General features: G+C 72.0%; 21 protein-coding genes. 12 read left to right on the forward strand and 9 right to left on the reverse strand.

The genetic code is table 11. From position 1 onward, the window contains the following. Positions 1 to 30 precede the first annotated feature (30 nt). The 4 genes from ACZ7LS_RS19255 (at position 31) to ACZ7LS_RS19270 (ending at position 3,488) form a co-directional block, all read left to right on the forward strand. Positions 31 to 813: an SDR family oxidoreductase gene (locus tag ACZ7LS_RS19255; protein ID WP_382875537.1), complete on the forward strand. Its 783-nt coding sequence runs from the start codon at positions 31 to 33 to the stop codon at positions 811 to 813. Positions 814 to 995: 182 nt separating this feature from the next. Then, a complete protein-coding gene (locus ACZ7LS_RS19260) occupies positions 996 to 1,589 on the forward strand; it encodes a TetR/AcrR family transcriptional regulator (RefSeq protein WP_382875539.1) in 594 nt (197 codons plus the stop codon). 161 nt (positions 1,590 to 1,750) lie between these two features. Next, complete coding sequence (locus ACZ7LS_RS19265) at positions 1,751 to 2,344, forward strand: hypothetical protein (protein ID WP_385136030.1); 594 nt, start codon at positions 1,751 to 1,753, stop codon at positions 2,342 to 2,344. 304 nt (positions 2,345 to 2,648) lie between these two features. After that, positions 2,649 to 3,488, forward strand: a complete 840-nt coding sequence (locus ACZ7LS_RS19270; protein WP_382520146.1) for a response regulator transcription factor — start codon at positions 2,649 to 2,651, stop codon at positions 3,486 to 3,488. Between the two features lie 67 nt (positions 3,489 to 3,555). Here the strand turns inward: ACZ7LS_RS19270 and ACZ7LS_RS19275 are convergent, their stop codons facing one another. The 6 genes from ACZ7LS_RS19275 to ACZ7LS_RS19300 all read right to left on the reverse strand — a co-directional run bounded on the left by ACZ7LS_RS19275 (position 3,556) and on the right by ACZ7LS_RS19300 (position 8,413). Then, positions 3,556 to 4,788 carry an acyl-CoA dehydrogenase family protein gene (locus ACZ7LS_RS19275; protein ID WP_385136027.1) on the reverse strand — a complete coding sequence of 411 codons (1,233 nt, stop codon included), beginning with the start codon at positions 4,786 to 4,788 and terminating at the stop codon, positions 3,556 to 3,558. 9 nt (positions 4,789 to 4,797) lie between these two features. Continuing rightward, positions 4,798 to 5,829 carry a phosphotransferase family protein gene (locus tag ACZ7LS_RS19280; protein ID WP_385136025.1) on the reverse strand — a complete coding sequence of 344 codons (1,032 nt, stop codon included), beginning with the start codon at positions 5,827 to 5,829 and terminating at the stop codon, positions 4,798 to 4,800. Between the two features lie 261 nt (positions 5,830 to 6,090). Next, on the reverse strand, positions 6,091 to 7,002 hold the full coding sequence (locus ACZ7LS_RS19285; RefSeq protein WP_385136022.1) for an MBL fold metallo-hydrolase: 912 nt from the start codon (positions 7,000 to 7,002) through the stop codon (positions 6,091 to 6,093). Between the two features lie 109 nt (positions 7,003 to 7,111). Further along, a complete protein-coding gene (locus tag ACZ7LS_RS19290) occupies positions 7,112 to 7,474 on the reverse strand; it encodes a DUF202 domain-containing protein (protein ID WP_382520138.1) in 363 nt (120 codons plus the stop codon). Continuing rightward, positions 7,474 to 7,866, reverse strand: coding sequence for a YidH family protein (locus tag ACZ7LS_RS19295; protein WP_382872704.1), 393 nt, complete (start codon positions 7,864 to 7,866; stop codon positions 7,474 to 7,476). Before ACZ7LS_RS19295 ends, ACZ7LS_RS19290 begins: the two co-directional genes overlap by 1 nt. Before the next feature lie 10 nt (positions 7,867 to 7,876). Then, positions 7,877 to 8,413: an NUDIX domain-containing protein gene (locus ACZ7LS_RS19300; RefSeq protein WP_385136018.1), complete on the reverse strand. Its 537-nt coding sequence runs from the start codon at positions 8,411 to 8,413 to the stop codon at positions 7,877 to 7,879. A 92-nt stretch (positions 8,414 to 8,505) separates the two neighbouring features. Here ACZ7LS_RS19300 and ACZ7LS_RS19305 point away from each other — a divergent pair, with 92 nt between their 5' ends. The 5 genes from ACZ7LS_RS19305 (at position 8,506) to ACZ7LS_RS19325 (ending at position 14,386) form a co-directional block, all read left to right on the forward strand. Beyond that, positions 8,506 to 10,164 carry an FAD-binding dehydrogenase gene (locus ACZ7LS_RS19305; protein ID WP_382520132.1) on the forward strand — a complete coding sequence of 553 codons (1,659 nt, stop codon included), beginning with the start codon at positions 8,506 to 8,508 and terminating at the stop codon, positions 10,162 to 10,164. Positions 10,165 to 10,350: 186 nt separating this feature from the next. After that, positions 10,351 to 11,313 carry a hypothetical protein gene (locus tag ACZ7LS_RS19310; protein ID WP_385136015.1) on the forward strand — a complete coding sequence of 321 codons (963 nt, stop codon included), beginning with the start codon at positions 10,351 to 10,353 and terminating at the stop codon, positions 11,311 to 11,313. Between the two features lie 34 nt (positions 11,314 to 11,347). Beyond that, complete coding sequence (locus ACZ7LS_RS19315; protein WP_385136012.1) at positions 11,348 to 12,895, forward strand: APC family permease; 1,548 nt, start codon at positions 11,348 to 11,350, stop codon at positions 12,893 to 12,895. A gap of 194 nt (positions 12,896 to 13,089) precedes the next feature. Beyond that, the gene (locus tag ACZ7LS_RS19320; protein ID WP_382872707.1) at positions 13,090 to 13,755 is read left to right on the forward strand and encodes a molybdopterin-dependent oxidoreductase; all 666 of its coding nucleotides are present in this window, start codon (positions 13,090 to 13,092) and stop codon (positions 13,753 to 13,755) included. Beyond that, positions 13,697 to 14,386, forward strand: coding sequence for a cytochrome b/b6 domain-containing protein (locus ACZ7LS_RS19325; protein ID WP_385136009.1), 690 nt, complete (start codon positions 13,697 to 13,699; stop codon positions 14,384 to 14,386). The genes ACZ7LS_RS19320 and ACZ7LS_RS19325 overlap by 59 nt, the downstream gene beginning before the upstream one ends. A gap of 57 nt (positions 14,387 to 14,443) precedes the next feature. On the opposite strand, the gene ACZ7LS_RS19330 is transcribed toward ACZ7LS_RS19325, so the two are convergent. Then, on the reverse strand, positions 14,444 to 15,841 hold the full coding sequence (locus tag ACZ7LS_RS19330) for a GntT/GntP/DsdX family permease (RefSeq protein WP_385136038.1): 1,398 nt from the start codon (positions 15,839 to 15,841) through the stop codon (positions 14,444 to 14,446). Between the two features lie 20 nt (positions 15,842 to 15,861). Further along, the gene (locus tag ACZ7LS_RS19335) at positions 15,862 to 16,371 is read right to left on the reverse strand and encodes a gluconokinase (RefSeq protein ID WP_382520124.1); all 510 of its coding nucleotides are present in this window, start codon (positions 16,369 to 16,371) and stop codon (positions 15,862 to 15,864) included. A 154-nt stretch (positions 16,372 to 16,525) separates the two neighbouring features. Here ACZ7LS_RS19335 and ACZ7LS_RS19340 point away from each other — a divergent pair, with 154 nt between their 5' ends. The 3 genes from ACZ7LS_RS19340 (at position 16,526) to ACZ7LS_RS19350 (ending at position 19,078) form a co-directional block, all read left to right on the forward strand. Beyond that, complete coding sequence (locus ACZ7LS_RS19340; protein WP_382520122.1) at positions 16,526 to 17,233, forward strand: FadR/GntR family transcriptional regulator; 708 nt, start codon at positions 16,526 to 16,528, stop codon at positions 17,231 to 17,233. Positions 17,234 to 17,363: 130 nt separating this feature from the next. Continuing rightward, complete coding sequence (locus ACZ7LS_RS19345; protein WP_382520121.1) at positions 17,364 to 18,449, forward strand: S-(hydroxymethyl)mycothiol dehydrogenase; 1,086 nt, start codon at positions 17,364 to 17,366, stop codon at positions 18,447 to 18,449. Next, a complete protein-coding gene (locus ACZ7LS_RS19350) occupies positions 18,449 to 19,078 on the forward strand; it encodes an MBL fold metallo-hydrolase (RefSeq protein WP_382520119.1) in 630 nt (209 codons plus the stop codon). Before ACZ7LS_RS19345 ends, ACZ7LS_RS19350 begins: the two co-directional genes overlap by 1 nt. Here ACZ7LS_RS19350 and ACZ7LS_RS19355 read toward each other — a convergent pair. Then, positions 19,072 to 20,010, reverse strand: a complete 939-nt coding sequence (locus ACZ7LS_RS19355; RefSeq protein WP_385136005.1) for an RluA family pseudouridine synthase — start codon at positions 20,008 to 20,010, stop codon at positions 19,072 to 19,074. The two genes, ACZ7LS_RS19350 and ACZ7LS_RS19355, sit on opposite strands and share 7 nt — an antisense overlap. Positions 20,011 to 20,100: the final 90 nt, after the last annotated feature.

A 20,100-nucleotide genomic window follows, 5' to 3' on the forward strand; every position in this document is an offset into this window, starting at 1 on the left:
GCAACCGGAACGCCGGAAAGGCAGGTCCCGATGAGTTCGGTGCACGGTGCGGGGGTTGTGGTCACAGGAGCCGGTGGTGGCATCGGCGCCGCGCTGGCCCGCCGGTTCGCCGCCGAAGGCGCCCGGGTGGTGGTCAACGACCTCGACGCGGAGAAGGCCGAGTCCGTCGCCGCGGAGATCGGCGCCGTCGCGGTTCCCGGCGACGCCTCCCTGATCGTGGACGACGCCCGCGAGGCGCTCGGCGGCACCGTCGACATCTACTGCGCCAACGCCGGACTCGGCTCCGCCGGTGACGCGCTCTCCGGCGAGGACGTCTGGTCGGCCGCCTGGGACGTCAACGTCATGGCGCACGTACGGGCCAGCAGGGCCCTGCTGCCGGAGTGGCTGGAGCGCGGCAGCGGCAGGTTCGTCTCGACCGTCTCCGCCGCCGGACTGCTCACCATGATCGGCGCGGCCCCGTACAGCGTCACCAAGCACGGCGCGCTGGCCTACGCGGAGTGGCTCTCGCTGACATACCGTCACCGCGGCCTCGCGGTGCACGCCATCTGTCCGCAGGGTGTGCGGACGGACATGCTCGCCGCGACCGGGACCGCCGGCGACCTCGTGCTCGCCCCCACCGCCATCGAGCCGCCCGCCGTGGCCGACGCGCTGTTCACTGCGATGGCGGAGGACCGGTTCCTCGTCCTGCCGCATCCCGAGGTGGCGGGCTTCTACCAGGCGCGCGCCGGTGACCCCGACCGCTGGCTCGCCACGATGAACCGCGTCCAGCAGAAGTGGGAAGCGACCGGAACGGGCGAGGCCGCCGGGGAGTGACCGGGCGGATCCGCGCGTACGCGGGCAGGATCGCGGCGCCGCGATCCTGCCCGAGCCGCCCGGGACGGCGGATGGGAAGATCCTCGGGCGGGAACCGCGTTCCCCGTCGTGAGCGTCACCGTGGGCGTCGCCGACCGGGGGCGGCACGGGGACGGCACGGAGCGAAAGGCAGGCGACGGCAGATGGCCAGAACGACGGACGGGGACGGTACCCCCGTTCCCCAGCGACTGCTGGCCGCCGCCACCCGGCTCTTCGCCGAGCGCGGCTACGACCGCACCTCGGTCCAGGAGATCGTCGAGGCGGCGGGTGTCACCAAGGGCGCGCTCTACCACTACTTCGGCTCCAAGGAAGACCTGCTCCAGGAGGTCTACGCCCGCGTCCTCCGCCTCCAGCAGGAACGTCTCGACGCCTACGCGGACGCGGACGAGCCGGTGGAGCGGCGACTGCGGGCCGCCGCCGCCGACGTGGTCGTGACGACGATCGACAACCTGGACGACGCCGCGATCTTCTTCCGCTCCATGCACCATCTGAGCCCGGAGAAGAACAAGCAGGTACGGGCGGAGCGCCGCCGCTATCACGAGCGGTTCCGCGCGCTGATCGAGGAGGGCCAGCGGAGCGGGGTCTTCTCCGCCGCGACCCCGGCCGACCTGGTGGTGGACTACCACTTCGGCTCGGTCCACCATCTCTCGACCTGGTACCGCCCGGACGGCCCGCTCGCCCCCCAGCAGGTCGCGGACCACCTCGCGGATCTGCTGCTGCGGGCGCTGCGCCCCTGACGCACCGGCCCAACGCTCCTGGCACCGCCGGTGGTTGCCCCGCTCTACGTAGTTGTACGCATTGCGGGTGATCCACGCCATGGTCACTATGAGTGTTGTTCGGTCTACGGAACGTGAAGCGTTGCGTGCGCCGGACCACTCGTACCTGACTAGGGGGATCCATGAGCAAGATCCGCGCGTTCATGCTGAGGGCCACGGTCGGCGTCTTCGCCGCCGGCACGCTCGCGGCCGGACTGATGACGGCCCCGGCCGCCGGGGCGCAGGCTCCTCTGGACGGCGGCCGCCAGGCGATCGCCGAGCGGACGACGCCGTTCGCCGCGCAGACGCGACGGGCCGGACTGACACCCGCCCAGGCGGGCGAGCTGCAGGACCGCGTCGACGGCCATCTCGCCGAGGAGCCGGGCAGCAGGCAGGTCTCCGCCAACCGGATCGCGACCGAGGGCGGCGACCTCGTCCTCGCCGCTCCCGGCCAGCGGTACGCCCGCGACCTGGCCGGGCCGGGAGCGAGCGGCCGGGCGCCCGCCGCCTGCGCGTCCGGACACCTCTGTCTCTACCGGCCCGGCGACTCACGCGACTACTACCGGTGCGGGACGTACAGCCTGCCCTGGGTCGGGGACGGCACGTTCAACAACAACCAGACGCGCGGCACCACCGCGAGGTTCCTGAACTCCGACCGCGGCATCCGCTGGACCTCCAGGGCGCCCCAGACCGGCACGGCCACGTGGACAGGGGTCTTCTACGTCGTGCCCTGCTGACGGCCTGACGGCCGTGGGCTCCCGTGGCGTGAAGGCCGGACGGAGCGACGGCCCGAAGGCGTGACGGGCCGGAGGGCGCCGGTGGAGTTGCCGTGGCCGCGGCATCTCCGCCGGCGGGCACCCCCCTCGGCCCAGGGCTCCCGGGGCGGCGGCTGTGCGCGAGTCCCCGGGAGCCCCTTGTGGTGACGCCGATCCACCCTCGGCCGGACTACCCACCGGGCGACGGATACGGCAGTATGAACACGGAGAGTATCGGTGTCGATGCGTACGGCCATCGGTGGCCGTCGGGGGTGCGGGGGTGTCGATGGGGTCTGTCCTGTGGCGTGACTACGCCCATATGCTCGGTCTGGCTGTCGCGGTTCTGGAGCACCCGGACCCGGAGCCCGCCTGGTCCTCGGTCCTCGCCGAACTGGCCCGGGGCATACACGCGTCGGCCGTCTCGCTCTGCCAGGCCAGCTACGCGAAGCGGACCGGCCGTGTGGTGGCGTGGAAGTCCGCGCACGCGCTCTCGCAGGACTATCTGGACGGACTGACCACCCGCCAGCTCCGCGCGGACAACCCCCTCGTGGCCCACTACACCTCGGCCCGCGACCACACCCCGCTGTCCGCGAGCCAGATCATGGGGGAGCGCTCCTGGCTGCGCAGCAGGAGCCACCGCCTGGCCCGGCAGACTCTCGGCGCCCATATGCTCGGGATTCCGCTGCCCGCCCCGGCCGGGGTCGCGAGGGGCTTCGTACTGCACCACCCGCAGGACGACTTCACGCCCGACGAGCTGGCGTACGCCCGCCGCGTCCAGCCCCTGCTGGTCAGCATCGACTGCCACTTCAGCGCCCTCGCGCGCTGGCGCGCCGCCGCCACCCGCGCCGCCCCCTCCTGTCGCGCCCCGTCCCGTGTCGCATCCGTCACGGACCCGGTCGAGCGGGCGGCGGAGGCGGGGCTCACACCGCGTCAGCTCACGGTCCTCACGCTGCTCGCGCAGGCCATGCCCGCCACGGCGATCGCCCGCCGGCTGCACATCTCCCCGCGTACCGTCCACAAACACATCGAGGGCATCTACCGCAGGCTGGGCACCTGCGACCGGCTCTCCGCGGTCATGCGGGCCCAGTCCCTCGGTCTGCTCCCACCGCCGTCGCCCGACCCCTGAGAGTCCTGAGACCCCGGGCCGGCGCCGGACGCGCTCGTCCGGGTCCTGTCCGGGGCGCCCGGCGGACTCAGAGGTACTTCTTCAGCTCCCGCCGCGCCAGCGACCGCTGATGCACCTCGTCGGGACCGTCCGCCAGCCGCAGGGTCCGCGCCGCCGCCCACAGTTCGGCCAGCGGGAAGTCCTGGCTGACCCCGCCCGCGCCATGCAGCTGGACGGCGGAGTCGATGATGTCGACGACCGCGCGCGGAGTGGCGATCTTGATGGCCTGGATCTCGGTGTGCGCGCCCCGGTTGCCGACCGTGTCCATCAGCCAGGCCGTCTTGAGCACGAGCAACCGCAGCTGTTCGACCGTCACCCGCGCGTCCGCGATCCAGTTCTGGACGACGCCCTGCTGGGCGATCGGCTTTCCGAACGCCGTACGGGACACGGCCCTGCGGCACATCAGCTCGATCGCCCGCTCGGCCATCCCGATCAGCCGCATGCAGTGGTGGATCCGGCCGGGGCCGAGCCGGGCCTGCGCGATCGCGAACCCGCCGCCCTCCTCGCCGACGAGATGCGAGGCGGGCACCCGCACGTGGTCGAACACCACCTCGGCATGGCCGCCGTGGTAGTGGTCCTCGTAGCCGTACACCCGCATGGCGCGGCGGACTTCGAGCCCCGGGGTGTCGCGCGGGACCAGGATCATCGACTGCTGGCGGCGGATGTCCTCGCCGTCCGGGTCGGTCTTGCCCATCACGATGAAGATCGCGCAGTCCGGGTTCATCGCCCCGGAGATGTACCACTTGCGGCCGTTGATGACGTAGTCGTCGCCGTCCCGCCGGATCAGCGTCTGGATGTTCGTCGCGTCCGACGAGGCCACGTCGGGTTCTGTCATGGCGAACGCCGACCGGATCTCGCCCGCGAGCAGCGGCTCCAGCCACCGCTTCTTCTGCTCGGGGGTGCCGAACTGGGCGAGCACCTCCATGTTCCCGGTGTCGGGCGCGGCGCAGTTCAGCGCGGTGGGGGCCAGCTGCGGGGAGCGTCCGGTGATCTCGGCGAGCGGCGCGTACTGGAGATTGGTCAGCCCGGCGCCGTACTCCGTGCCCGGCGCGCCGTGCTCGTCCACGAAGAAGAGATTCCACAGGCCCTGGGCGCGCGCCTCCGCCTTGAGGTCCTCGACGACCGCCGGGGTGGCCCAGGGATCGGCCAGCAGGGACCGCTGCTCCTGCGCCACCGCCTCGGCGGGCAGGACATGGGCGTCCATGAAGGCGAGCAGCCTGGCCCGCAGCTCTTCGGTGCGAGCGTCGAATGCGAAGTCCATGGGGAGTACTCAGCCTTCCTGGAGGGTGGTGAGGCCGTGCTGGATGAAGACGGGTACGAGAGCGCCGATCCGGTCGAAGCCGGGTCCCACGGTCTGGCCCAGGGTGTAGCGGTAGTGGATGCCCTCCAGGATCACGGCGAGCTTGAACCAGGCGAACGCCGTGTACCAGGAGATCGCCGAGGTGTCCCGGCCCGAGCCCGCGGCGTACCGCTCGATCAGCTCGGCGGGCGCGGGATGGCCCGCGGCCCCGGCCGTCGTACTGACCGGGGACCCCGTCAGCTCCAGCCGCGCGCTGTACATCACCAGCAGCCCCAGGTCGGTGAGCGGATCGCCGAGCGTGGACATCTCCCAGTCCAGTACGGCCTTGATCCGGTCGTCCTCACCGAGCAGGACATTGTCGAGCCGGTAGTCGCCGTGGATCACGGTGGGCGCGGGGGAGCCGGGCAGCGACCGGCCGAGGGCCGCGTGCAGTTCGTCGATACCGGCCAGCTCGCGGGCGCGGGAGGCGTCGAGCTGCTTGCCCCAGCGGCGCAGCTGCCGTCCGAGGAAGCCGTCGGGGCGGCCGAAGTCGCCGAGCCCGACCGCAGCCGGATCGACGGCGTGCAGTTCGACGAGCGTGTCGACCAGCGCCAGGACGGCGGCGCGGGTGCGCTCGGGGCCGAGCGGGGCGAGTTGTTCGGCCGTACGGTACGGCGTGCCCGCCACGTACTCCATCACGTAGAAGGGGGCGCCGAGCACGGACTCGTCCTCGCAGAGCAGCAGCGGTCCTGGCACCGGCACGGCCGTCGGATGCAGCGCCTCGATCACGCGGTACTCGCGCCGCATGTCGTGCGCGGTGGCCAGCACATGGCCGAGCGGGGGCCTGCGGACCACCCAGCGGTGGGCGGGATCGGCGGAGTCGGTGACGGTGTACGTCAGATTAGACCGGCCGCCCTCGATCAGCCGCGCGTCGAGCGGTCCGCTCACCAGGCCGGGAAGCGCGCGGTCGAGATGGCCGCGCAGCCGCTCGGGATCGAGGCCTGGCGGGGGGACTGGGCTCATCGTGCGTACCTCCGTGGACAGTCGTGACCGACACTGATGACTCATGATGCCGACCAGTCGGTATGTCGTCCAGTGCGGGGCCCTGGACCGGCCGGTACCGGGGCCCTGGATGAGCCGGTACCGGGATCCTGGACCGGCCGGTACGAGGGCCCTGGACCGGCCGGTACCCGGGCCCTGGATGAGCCGGTACCGGGGTCCCGGCAGGCCGGCGTGACAGGCCGGCGTGACAGGCCGGACCGGCCGGGTGGCAGGCGCGGCCGGTCAGGCGTGGCAGGCCGGGATCGCGCCGCCGTTCATCGCGGCCAGATCGGTGGCCACGGCGATCAGGGCCAGCGGCGAACCCTCGGGCAGCCCGTCCAGCTCGGCGTACGCCCGGTGCAGATTGACCACCAGCCGCTCGCTCTCCCGCAGCGCGGCGAACTTCCCGAGATCGGCCGTGCGCGCCGTCTCCAGCGGGGTGAGGCCCTTGGCGTGGCCCTCCAGAGCCAGCTCGGACAGGTACCGCAGATACTCCTCCGTCGCGTCGAACACCGACGGGTCGGTGACCGGGCCGTGCCCCGGTACGACGACGCTCGCGTCGAGTGAGCGCAGCAGATCCAGCGCCCGCAGGGATCCGCTCAGCGAGCCCGCCAGGATGAACGGCGTACCGCCATGGAAGACCAGATCGCCGGTGAAGACGATGCCGCGCTCCGGCAGATGCACGATCGAGTCGCCCCGGGTGTGCGCCACGCCCGGGTGGATCACCCGCGCCTCGGTCCCGCCCACGTGGAGGGTCAGCCGGTCGTGGTACGTCACGGCCGGGAGAGTGATCGGGATGTCACCGAAGTCCGTCTCGGGCCAGATCAGCCGGAGTTCATGGCCGGCGGCCGACTGCTCGTCGCGACAGGTGTCATGGCCGACGACGGTGGCCTCGGGCACGAACTGAGCGTTGCCGTAGGTGTGATCGCCGTGGAAGTGCGTGTTGACGAGGATCCGGGGAAGCGGGGCGCCGGTCGTCCGGATCGCTTCGCGCAGCAGCAGCGCGCGGTGCTCGGTGGCGGCGGTGTCGATGAGAAGCGTCGTCTCCCCGTCGCTGACGAAACCGGCGTTGTTGAGGCACCAGCCGCCGTCCGGCTGGACGTAGGCATGCGCGTCGGGTGCCAGTCGGACGAGATACGGATCGGTGGCAGGCATCGGACCCCTTGGTTCACAAATGAACGGACGGGCCGATCCTGTCAGTTGACGACATCCCCGGGGACGCCGCCGTGGCGTCGTGCCCCTTCGGGGCCTCCCGGCACCGCCGTCAGGCCAGCACCCCCACCGCGAACAGGGCCAGCAGGACCGTGCAGCCCGCCGCGGCGATCGCCGCGCGCGACGGAAGCGGCCCCGGCGCGGCGGTGTCCAGCGCCAGCGTGCGGCGGTGTGCCACCACCAGGAAGGCCAGCCAGACCAGCGCGCTGAGCGCGGCGCCGGCCAGTCCGGCCGCCGTGGCCCCGCCGTGGATCGCCTGCCGGGCGGCGAGCACGGCGACCACCGTGCAGGAGAGCGTCGTACGCCGCCAGGCCAGCCGGGTCCGCTCGGGCTGGAGCCCCGGGTCCCTGACCGGGGCGCCGTCCGCGGCGCCGCCCCCGTCTCTCCTGTCCCCGCCCCCGGCCGGCGTGGTCATCAGCCGGCCCACCCCAGCACCACGATGACCAGCATCGCGACGGCGACCAGCCCCACCGCAAGGCTCAGCAGGGTCGGAAAGGCGGACACGGGCAGATCCTCCTTGCGCCGCATCGCCCGCTCGCACCGCACCCAGTGACTGACCGCGCGCAGCGCGCACAGCGCGCCCGCCGCGAGCAGCGCCACCGCGAGCCCGACCCGCACGCCCCAGCGCAGGTCCGGCAGGAACTGGTCGACCGCGAACCCGCCGCCCACCAGCGCGAGCGCCGTACGGATCCAGGCCAGGAAGGTGCGCTCGTTGGCGAGCGAGAAGCGGTAGTCGGGGGTTTCGCCCTCCTCGGCGACACGCCGGGGCGTGAACCACAGCCGCAGGCCACGCAGAAAGTCGTTCACGTGCCGCACCCTACGCGCGGTGCGCGCGGAGCCGTTCGTACGCCGCGAGCCCGTCCGGTACCCACTCCCAGCCGCCCCGACCCCGCCCCACCCGGCGCTCCAGCTCGGGCTCCGGGAGGAAGTCGTACCAGGCGACCTCCTCCGCCTGGGGCCGCACCGGCAGCGTGCAGCGCACCTCGTACACCCATGACCACCAGCTCCCCGCCCCGGCCCCGGTCCCGTCGGCGGACTCGTACAGGAACGTGAACAGCGGCACGGGCCGGGGCAGCCCCGACACCCCCAGCTCCTCCTCGGCCTCCCGCAGCGCCGCCGCGTCATAGCTCTCGCCCGCGCCGACGACACCGCCCACGAACATGTCGTACAGCGAGGGGAAGATCAGTTTCGCGGCGGTTCTGCGATGGACGAAGACCCGGTCCTCCGCGTCCCGCGCGAGCACGAAGACGGCGCGATGGCGCAGGCCCCGCGCGTACACCTCACCGCGTGGCGCCCGCCCGACGACGTTGTCGTCCTCGTCGACGACGTCCAGGATCTCGTCAGCAGCGCTCATGGACACCATCCAACCAGTTGACGCGTTACTCGCGCGTACGGAAGATCGGACCACCAGGGCCTCACCGATCCCGCTCCCGAAGGATGGCAGTCATGGCGTACGACGCTGATGTGATCGTGATCGGGGCGGGGCTCGCGGGCCTGGTGGCCGCCGCCGAGCTGGTGGACGCGGGCCGCTCCGTCATCGTCCTCGACCAGGAGCCCGAGCGGTCCATCGGCGGACAGGCGCACTGGTCCTTTGGCGGTCTGTTCTTCGTGGACTCGCCCGAGCAGCGCCGGATGCGGATCAAGGACAGCCGGGACCTGGCGCTGCAGGACTGGCTCGGTACGGCGGGGTTCGACCGCCCCGAGGACGACCACTGGCCGCGCAAGTGGGCCGAGGCGTACGTCGACTTCGCGGCGGGCGAGAAGCGTGCCTGGCTGCACGGGCAGGGCATGCGGTTCTTCCCGGTGGTGGGCTGGGCGGAGCGCGGCGGGTACGACGCGACCGGACACGGCAATTCCGTGCCGCGCTTCCACATCACCTGGGGCACCGGGCCCGGCGTGGTCGAACCGTTCGAACGGCGGGTCCGTGCGGGGGTGGCGAAGGGGCTCGTGACGTTCCGTTTCCGCCACCGCGTCACCGGACTCGCCACCACCGCGGGCGTGGTGGACACCGTCAGCGGCGAGATCCTGGAGCAGAGCGAGGCCGCGCGCGGCACCGCGAGCAGCCGTACGGTCACCGGCTCCTTCGCGTTCAAGGCGCAGGCGGTGATCGTCACTTCGGGCGGCATAGGCGGCAATCACGAGCTGGTACGCGCCCAGTGGCCCGAGCGGCTCGGCACCCCGCCGCGCACGATGCTCTCCGGCGTCCCCGCCCATGTCGACGGACTGATGCTCGGCATCACGGAGGCGGTGGGCGCCCGGCACATCAACCGCGACCGGATGTGGCACTACACCGAGGGCATCGAGAACTGGAACCCGATCTGGGCCGGGCACGGCATCCGCATCCTGCCCGGCCCGTCCTCGCTCTGGCTGGACGCGCGCGGCAGGCGGCTGCCCGTACCGCTCTTCCCCGGCTTCGACACGCTCGGCACGCTGGAGCACATCATGCGCTCCGGATACGAGTACACCTGGTTCGTCCTCGACCAGCGCATCATCGGCAAGGAGTTCGCGCTCTCCGGATCCGAGCAGAACCCCGATCTGACGGGGAAATCGGTCCGCGGGGTGATCGGGCGGGCGCGCGCCGACGTCCCGGGACCGGTCAGGGCGTTCATGGACAACGGCGCCGACTTCGTCGTGGAGAAGGACCTGGGGGCGCTCGTGCGCGGGATGAACGCCCTCACCGGGGACGGGCTGATCGACGAGGACGGGCTGCGCCGCGAGATCACCGCGCGCGACCGCGAGATCGCCAACCCTTTCACCAAGGACCTCCAGGTCATGGCGGTCAGGGGCGCCCGGAGGTATCTGGGCGACAAGCTGATCCGTACGGCAGCCCCGCACCGCCTGCTCGACCCCGCCGCGGGCCCGCTGATCGCCGTACGGCTGAACATCCTGACCCGCAAGTCGCTCGGCGGCCTGGAGACCGATCTGTCGTCCCGCGTCCTGACCGCGACGGGCGCACCGCTGCCCGGCGTCTACGCGGCGGGCGAGGCGGCCGGCTTCGGCGGCGGCGGTGTCCACGGCTACCGCTCGCTGGAAGGCACGTTCCTCGGCGGCTGTGTCTTCTCGGGCCGTACGGCGGGCCGGGCGGCGGCGAAAGCGGTCCGGTAACGGCGCCGGGCGGGCGGCGGGCACGGCGCGGGACGACGGCGCGGGGTCGCAAAGAGGGATCAACGGTGCGCGACGGCAGGACAGTTGGCGCACTTCGCATCAAGACACCCCTTGACGGAAAGCGTTACCTACCGGTTGGCTGTCCGCGATCATCGCTCGTTCATGTGCCCTGGAGGATTCCCGCGGATGTCCCCGCCTCCGCCACCACCCCTGGGCCGCTCGCGAAGACGGAGCTCCCGCTCCGGCCAGTTCTTCGATCCGGCCCTTGACGACGCCCGACTCGGCGCCGTACGCGACCAACTGGCCCAGGGCCGCTGGTCCGAGGCGCGTACCCTGCTCGCCGAGACCGGCGACGACTGGGACAGGCGAGGCCACCGCGTCGTCGTCCTCGCACGGGCCTCCGGAGCCGCCGCCTGGACCCGGGACTGGCTGCTCGCCGAACCGGACAGCGCCGACGCGGCCACCCTGCTCGCCTGCGCCACCGTCGTCGGCGCACTACGCGGCAAAGCGCCGGAACAGCGCGCGCGGGACGCCTGCCGCGACGCCGTCCGACGGGCCCCGGCCGATCCCACCCCCTGGCTCGGACTCCTGCTGCTGGCCCGCACGCTCGGCACCGAGGAAGAGACCTCACGGCTCTTCGACGAGGTCAGGACCCGGCACCCGGACCACCACCACGCGCATCATCTGATGGCCGCCCGGCTCGCGGAACGCCACCCGGACGCCGGCCAGGACCCGCTGCACGAGGTGTACGACTTCGCGGCCTGGGCCGCTGAACAGGCCCCCGCCGACTCGCCGCTCGCGATCCTGCCCGTGGTCGCCCACGCCGAGCGCTACCGCGTCCTCGCCGCGGCCGGACACGAGCCGGGCGACCCCGCGGCCTCCGGCCACTGGACCGGACGCCGTGCCCGGCAGGTGCTGAGAGTCGCCTTCGACTGGTGGCTGGAGTGGGAGGCCGAGGAGCATCCGCGCTCCCGGGTCGACCTCAACTTCCTCGCCCACGCGCAGTTCCACGACGGGCGGTTCGCCGAGGCCGCCGCGCTGTTCCAGCGGATCGGCCCGCACAACACCGCGGCTCCCTGGTCCTACCCGGACCGCGACCCCCGCAAAGCCTTCCTCGCCGCGCGCGCCGCCGCGCTCGGCTCCGCCTGAAGCACCACCGAATCCCGAAAGGACCACCCCTGTCATGTCGACGGGCAGACCGAGCACCAGCGAACGCAACGAGATCAACACGTACAAGGGACAGGAACGGGCGCTGCGCGCCGGCCGGCTCGGCACGGTGGGCCTGCTGCTCTCCGTGCTCGCCGCGAGCGCGCCGATGCTCGTCGTCGCCGGCGTCATGCCCACGGTCTTCGGTGTCATGGGCATCGTCGGCCAGCCCCTTCTCTACGTGATTCTCGGCGTGGTCCTGGTGCTGTTCAGCTTCGGGTACGCGGAGATGAGCCGGCACGTGCAGAACGCCGGGGCGTTCTACGCGTACATCGCACGCGGTCTCGGCCCGACCGCCGGCGCCGGTGCCTCGCTCGTCGCCCTCGTCGCGTACAGCGCCATGCAGGTCGGCATCTACGGGATCCTCGGCTTCGAGGTCTCCGGGCTCTTCGCCACCTATCTCGACCTGACCGTGGCCTGGTGGATCCCGGCGCTCGCCGCCGCCGCGATCGTCGGTCTGCTCGGCTGGCTGAAGATCGACCTCAACGCCAAGGTGCTCGGCGTCCTGCTGATCATCGAATGCGCACTGGTCGTCATCTTCGACATCGCCTCCCTCGCCGAGCCGGGCGCGGAGGGCGTGTCCCTGGCCGCCTTCGACCCCGGCACCCTCACCGGCGCGGGGCTGGGGACCGCGCTCTGCTTCTGCATCGCCGCCTTCGTCGGCTTCGAACAGGCCCCCGTCTACGCCGAGGAGACGAGCCGGCCGCATGTCGTCGTCTCCCGTGTCATGTTCCTGGCCGTCGGCTACGCCGCGCTGTTCCTGGCCTTCAGCGCCTGGGCGGTGACCGTCGCGGCGGGGCCCGGCTCGGTCGTCGAAGCCGCGGGGGAGCAGGGGCCGGGGCTGCTCTTCGGGCTCACCGAGAGCCGGCTCGGTGCCACCTTCACCGATGTCCTGCACGTCCTGTTCGTGACCGGGATGTTCGCCGCGCTGCTCAGCTTCCACAATGTCGTCGCGCGCTACGCCTTCGCGATGGGCCGCGAGGGCCTGCTGCCCGCCGCCTTCGGCCGCACCAACAAGTCCAGCGGCGCGCCCGCCTCGGGCTCCGTGCTGCAGTCCGCGGTCTCGATCGCCGTCATCCTGGCCTTCGCCCTCACCGACGACCAGCCGGCCGGCGACCCGACGGCCCCGGTGCTCCATCTCTTCACCTGGATGGGCAACATCGGCGCGCTCGGGGTCATCGTGCTGATGGCCACGGCCTCCCTCGCCGTCATCGTCTTCTTCGTACGGCGGGGAGCGGCGCGCCATCAGGCACCGCGGCTGGTGGCCTCGGGGCTCGCGGGCATCGCGCTGCTGACCATCGCCGTCTACACCGTCAAGGACTTCGGCATCCTCGTCGGGTCCGGGCCCGGCTCCGCGCTCAGCTGGGTGCTGCCGGGGATCATCGCCCTCGCGCTGACCGGCGGGCTGGTGTACGGGCTGGTGCTGCGCTCCGTCAAGCCGGAGGTGCACGCGCGTATCGGGCTCGGCAACGAGGCGTTCCAGCTGGAGAAGGCGGCCGAGTCGGAGACGAAGGCCGCGGTGTGACAGCCCCGCCGCGCGACGGACCCCGGCACGCTCCCGCACCCGCCCGTTCAGGCGCTTGAGCGCGCTCCTGACGAAAGTATGACGAATACCCGCGGTCCCTGGCTTCACGGGGCCGCGGGTGTTCTCCTCGATGCGTGACCCCTCAACCACGAGAGCCCGAGGGCACGCCGGTAGGACGGCGCCTGGTGCTCTCCATGCTCGGCCTCGGCGCCGCGGGACTCGTCACGGCGCCGTATCTCCAGCGCGGTCTCGAAGCCTTCCTCGGCTCGGCCGCGGACAAGGACCCGACCGGTCTGACCGGACTGCTGCCCAACGGCGGCGGCTTCCGCTACTACTCGGTCACCGGCTCCGTACCCCGCAAGGGCCCGGACACCTACCGGCTCACGGTCGGTGGCCTGGTCGACCGGCCCGCCACCTACACCCTCGACGCGCTGCGCGCGCTGCCGCAGACCCGGGTCGTCCACGATGTGCAGTGCGTGACCGGCTGGCGCGTCCCGCACACCGCCTTCGAGGGCGTACGGCTCTCACAGCTCCTCGACGCGGCCGGGGTACGGCCCGATGCGAAAGCGGTCCGCTTCACCTGCTTCGACGGCGCGTACAGCGAGAGCCTCACCCTCCAGCAGGCCCGCCGCGCCGATGTGATGGTGGCGCTGAGGATGCGGGACGCCCCGATCGAGCACGCCCACGGCGGCCCGGTCCGGCTCTATGTGGCGCCGATGTACTTCTACAAGTCGGCGAAGTGGCTCTCCGGGATCTCCGTCACCTCCGACGTCAGGCCCGGCTACTGGGAGGAGCGCGGCTATGACGTCGACGCCTGGGTCGGCCGGTCCAACGGCCGGGGCGACACCCCCACCGTCTGAGCGCCCGCCGTCCGGGCCCCCGGCTCCCGGCGCGGCCGGGCGGATACGGCGCTTCAGCCGCGCGGAGCGCTGGGTGCACCGCGTCACGGGCGCGCTGATGCTGCTGTGCGTGGCGACCGCGGCCTGTCTCTACGTACCCCAGCTCGCCGAACTCGTCGGCCGCCGCGCTCTCGTCGTCACGCTCCACGAGTGGTCGGGGCTGCTGCTTCCCGTACCCGTCCTGCTCGGCCTCGCCTCCCGGGCGCTGCGCGCCGATCTGCGCCGGCTCAACCGGTTCCTGCCGTACGACCGGGAGTGGCTGCGCGCGGTACGGCGGCGCGACGCCCGTCCCGGGGCGCGGCCGGCGGGCAAGTTCAACGCGGGGCAGAAGCTCTACGCGGGGTGGATCGCGGGCGCCGTGCCGGTGATGCTCGGCACAGGCCTGCTCATGTGGTTCACCGGTCTCACGCCGGTCCTGTGGCGTACCAGCGCCACGTTCGTCCACGACTGGCTCGCCCTGGCCATCGGTGTCGTGCTCGCCGGGCACATCGGGATGGCGTACGGCGATCCGCAGGCGCGGCGCGGGATGCGCACCGGGTCGGTGGACCGCGCGTGGGCGGAGCGGGAGCACCCCCGGTGGAAAGGGGAGTGACCCGCCCCGCCCGGACGCGGGGGCCGAGGCGATGAGGACACCTCGGCGGTGACGCCGCTACAACACCAGCGAGAGCAGCAGGACGAAGCCGAGCCCGACCACGGAGATGATGGTCTCCATCACCGACCAGGTCTTCAGCGTCTGGCCGACGCTCATCCCGAAGTACTCCTTCACCAGCCAGAACCCGGCGTCGTTGACATGGCTGAAGAAGAGCGAGCCCGCGCCGATCGCCAGCACCAGCAGCGCCGCGTGCGTCGTCGACATGTCCGCCGCGAGCGGCGCCACCAGTCCGGCCGCCGAGATCGTCGCCACGGTCGCCGAGCCGGTCGCCAGCCTGATCGCCACCGCGATCAGCCAGGCCAGCAGCAGCGCGGGGATCGACCAGTCCTTGGAGATGTCCAGGACCATCTGGCCCACGCCCGAGTCGATCAGCGTCTGCTTGAAGCCACCGCCCGCGCCGACGATCATCAGCACGCCCGCGATCGGGGCGAGTGACTTCTCGACGGTCGAGGAGATCCGGTCCTTGGTGAACCCGGCCGCGCGGCCCAGCGTGAAGATGCCGACGAGTACGGCGGCGAGCAGTGCGATCAGCGGGGAGCCGACGACATCCGCCACACGCTGGACGCTGTTCCCGGGATCGTCCACGACGATGTCCACCAGCGCCTTGCCCAGCATCAGCACGACCGGCAGCAGCACGGTGGAGACGGTCGCGGCGAAGCTCGGCCGGGTCTCCAGCTCGTCCGAGGTGCGCTGCGGCACCATCTTGTCGGGGGCCGGGATGTCCACCCAGCGCGCCGCGTACCGGGAGAACAGCGGGCCCGCGATGATCACGGTCGGGATCGCGACGACCACACCGAGCGCCAGCGTCACACCGAGGTTGGCGCCGATCGCGTCGATCGCGACCAGCGGCCCGGGGTGCGGCGGGATCAGACCGTGCATCACGGAGAGCCCGGCCAGCGCCGGGACGCCGATCCGCATCAGGGAGTAGTTGCCGCGCTTGGCGACCAGCAGGACGACCGGGATCAGCAGCACGATGCCGACCTCGAAGAAGAGCGGCAGGCCGATCACCGAGGCGATCAGGACCATCGCCCACGGCATGGCGCGCCCGCTCGCCCTGGCGAGGATGGTGTCGACGATCTGGTCGGCGCCGCCCGAGTCGGCGAGCAGCTTGCCGAGTATCGCGCCGAGCGCGATCAGTACGCCCACCCCCGCGACCGTGGAGCCGAGTCCGGCGGTGAAGCTGGTGATGACCTTGTCCAGCGGGGCACCCGCGAAGGCGCCGAGCGCCAGCGAGCCGAGGGTCAGGGCCAGAAAGGCATGGAGCTTGAAGACGGTGATGAGCAGGACGATGACGGCGATACCGGCGAGAACCGCTATGCCCAGCTGCGCGTTGCCCGCCGAGGTGATCGGTTCGGCTGCGTCCGCTGCCAGCGTCTCGACACTGAGACCGGTCACGGGAGTCACGGAAACTTCCTTCAGCTTTCGAGCCGGCGCAGCGCGGCGACGGCCCGGTCGGTGATTTCTTCGGGGGTGCCGGACACGTCGACGGCCACGCCCGCTTCGTCCGCTCCCAGGTTCTCCAGGGCCGCGAACTGCGAGTCCAGCAGCGCGGTGGGCATGAAGTGCCCCTTGCGCTCCGACATCCGGGTTTCGATCAACGGCCGGTCGCCGGTGAGGTGGAGGAAGACGGCGTCCGGCGCGGCCGACCGCAGCCGGTCCCGGTAGGCGCGCTTGAGAGCGGAACTGCTCACCACACCGCCGAGCCCGGCCCTGCCGTGCGCCCAGGCCCCGATGGCGTCGAGCCAGGGCAGGCGGTCCGCGTCGTCGAGCGGGGTGCCGGCGGACATCTTCGCGATGTTCCCGGGCGGATGGAAGTCGTCGCCCTCGGCGTACGGGACGCCCAGTGCGGCGGCGAGCAGGGGGCCGACCGTGGTCTTGCCGGTTCCTGCCACGCCCATCACCACGACGACGTGGGGGGTGCTCATCGCATGCCTCGCTGTCTTCCTCGACATCGCCTTCAGTCCGTCCCTGGCATCGGGCCGTCGCGCTACTGAAACCTATTAGGTACGACTTATTCAAGAGGCTGTGATGTAAACGTCGTACTTAATCTTCGAGGGGCCCGGCCCGTAGGGTTGTCCCATGACCACTGAAGGTGAAGGCCGGGGCTTGCATACCCATGTGCTGGACACTCTCGGCCTCGCCATCACCGCGGGCGAGTACCCCCAGGGCAGCGTGGTGCGCACGGACGAGGTGGCCCAGCGCTTCGACGTCTCGCGCACCGTCGTCCGCGAGGTGGTCCGCGTCCTCGAATCCATGCGTCTGGTGGAGTCCCGGCGCCGGGTGGGCGTGACCGTACGCCCCACCGAGGAGTGGAACGTCTACGATCCGCGCGTCATCCGCTGGCGCCTCGCCGGCTCCGACCGGCCCCGTCAGCTGCGCTCGCTGACCGTGCTGCGCTCCGCGGTCGAACCGGTCGCCGCGGGCCTCGCCGCCCGGCACGCCACGCCCGAGCAGTGCGCCGCTCTCACCGAGCAGGCCCTCGGCATGGTCGCCACCTCCCGGGGGCGGCGGCTGGGGGAGTACCTCGTCCATGACATCGCCTTCCACCGGGTGGTGCTGAACGCGTCGGGCAACGAGATGTTCGCCCGGCTCGGCGATGTGGTCGCCGAGATCCTCACCGGCCGTACGCGCCACCAGGTGATGTTCGACGACCCCGACCCGGCCGCCGTGACCCTCCATGTCCAGGTCGCCGAAGCGGTACGGGAGGGCGACGCCGTGCGCGCCGAGGAACTCACCAGGGAAATCGCCGTCGGCGCCCTGGAGGAGCTGGACGTACTGGCTCCTTGACGGCGCGTGCCCTCCCCCGCGCGCGCTTGGGTACGGTAGGGCGATTCGGCACGGGATAGTGGGGGATGACGAACGCTCGGTGTGTGAGCGTCCGAGCGTGTGACGGTGTGAGGAAAGGCAGGTCCTGGCAATGGCGCAGCAGGTGCAGGGGGTCGTCGCCCCCGGCAGGAACGAGCCGGTGCGGGTCGAGACGATCGTCGTACCGGACCCCGGTCCTGGTGAGGCCGTGGTGAAGGTGCGGGCGTGCGGCGTCTGCCATACGGATCTGCACTACAAGCAGGGCGGCATCAACGACGACTTCCCCTTCCTCCTCGGCCATGAGGCCGCGGGCGTGGTCGAGTCGGTCGGCGAGGGCGTCACCGATGTCGCGCCCGGCGACTTCGTGATCCTCAACTGGCGTGCGGTGTGCGGCAACTGCCGGGCCTGTCTGCGCGGACGGCCGCAGTACTGCTTCGACACCCACAACGCGGCCCGGAAAATGACGCTGACGGACGGCACGGAACTCTCCCCGGCGCTCGGCATCGGCGCCTTCGCCGAGAAGACGCTGGTCGCGTCCGGCCAGTGCACCAAGGTCGACCCGAGCGTCTCACCCGCCGTCGCCGGACTCCTCGGCTGCGGCGTGATGGCGGGCATCGGCGCCGCCATCAACACCGGCCAGGTCGGCCGGGGCGACTCGGTCGCGGTCATCGGCTGCGGCGGAGTCGGTGACGCGGCGGTCGTCGGCGCGCGCCTCGCGGGCGCGGCCCGGATCATCGCCGTCGACATCGACGACCGCAAGCTGGAGACGGCGAAGGCGATGGGCGCCACCCACACCGTCAACTCCCGCTCCACCGACCCCGTCGCGGCGATCCGCGAGCTGACCGGCGGGTTCGGCGCGGATGTCGTCATCGAGGCGGTCGGCCGCCCGGAGACGTACAAGCAGGCCTTCTACGCCCGCGATCTGGCCGGGACGGTCGTCCTGGTCGGCGTCCCCACGCCCGAGATGACGCTCGAACTGCCCCTCCTCGACGTCTTCGGCCGCGGCGGCTCCCTCAAGTCCTCCTGGTACGGCGACTGTCTGCCGTCCCGCGACTTCCCCATGCTCGTCGACCTGCACCAGCAGGGCCGCATCGACCTCGGCGCGTTCGTCACCGAGACCATCGGACTCGGCGATGTCGAGAAGGCCTTCGCCCGGATGCACGAAGGCGACGTCCTGCGTTCCGTGGTGGTGTTCTGATGACCGTCCGCATCGACCATCTCGTCACCTCGGGCACCTTCTCGCTCGACGGCGGTACCTGGGACGTCGACAACAACGTCTGGATCGTCGGCGACGACTCCGAGGCGATCGTCATCGACGCCGCCCATGACGCCGCCGCCATCGAGAACGCGCTCGGCGGCCGTACGCTGCGCGCCATCGTCTGCACCCACGCGCACAACGACCACATCGACGCGGCACCGGCCCTCGCCGCCGCCACCGGCGCGCCCGTACTGCTGCACCCCGACGATCTGCCCCTCTGGAAGCAGACGCACCCCGAGCGGCTCCCGGACGGCGAACTGACCGACGGCGCCGCACTCACCGTCGCGGGCACCACCCTGACCGTGCTCCACACCCCCGGGCACGCCCCGGGCGCGGTCTGCCTGTACGCCCCCGAGCTGTCCTCGGTCTTCACCGGCGACACCCTCTTCCAGGGCGGCCCAGGCGCCACCGGCCGGTCCTTCTCGCACTTCCCGACGATCATCGACTCGATCCGGGACCGGCTGCTCGGTCTGCCGCCGGAGACGGTGGTCCGTACGGGGCACGGCGATACGACCACCATCGGCGCGGAGGCGCCGATGCTGGCGGAGTGGATTCAGCGCGGTCACTGAGACCGCGGCCACATGGACAGGGCGAGCCGGCTCTCGAACCGGTGCGGCTCGCCCGTCACCGGATCGGTGAACTCCAGCACCTTCGCGAGGAGTTGCAGCGGCGACCCGTAGTCGTCGGGTTCCTCGGCCCGGACCACCGGATACACCGGGTCGTTCAGGATCGGCAGCCCCAGACGGTTCATATGGACCCGCAGCTGATGGGTCCGGCCGGTGGCCGGCGACAGCCGGTACCGGCCGAGCCCGCCCCGCCGCTCCACCCTCTCGATCCGGCTCTCGGCATTCGGCTCGCCGGGGACCTCCCGCGCCGCCAGCACCCCGCGCTCCTTCTCGATCCGGCCGCGCACCGTGACCGGCAGCGCCACGGCGGGATCGTACGGCGCGACCGCCTCGTACTCCTTGCGCACCAGCCGGTCCCGGAACAGCGTCTGGTACGCGCCCCGGTCCCCGGCCCGTACGACGAAGAGCGTGAGCCCGGCCGTGAGCCGGTCCAGCCGGTGCGCGGGCTGCAACGCGGGCAGCCCGAGATCCCGGCGGAGCCTGGCCAGCGCGGTGTCGGTGACATGCCGTCCGCGCGGGGTGGTGGCCAGGAAGTGCGGCTTGTCGGCGACGACGATCCGCTCGTCGCGGTACACGATCCCGATCCCGAACGGCACCGGCTCCTCGGCGGCGAAGTCCCGGTGGAACCAGAGATACCGCCCGGCGGCATACGGCTCCGCCGCCGCCACCGGCCCGTCCACCCCGACGAACCGCCCCTCCCGCACCATCGCGTCGACCCGCCCGGCCCCGATGGCGTCACCGAACCGCGCCACCAGATGATCCCGCACGGTCGCCCACGCGCTCTCCTCGTCCACGGGCAGCCGGAGCCGCACCGGATCGATCCCGTCCCGCTGAGGGAGGGGCGAGGGGGGAGGGGGGCGGTGTCTGCGTGCCACGGGTCTCCGTGTCTTCCTCGGTGTGGTCTCGGCGCCGTCTCCAGGTCGCCTCCGGCGCACGGAGCGTCAGCGCCACGATTCTATCGAGGG

Source organism: Streptomyces sp. NPDC039430, assembly GCF_055639435.1.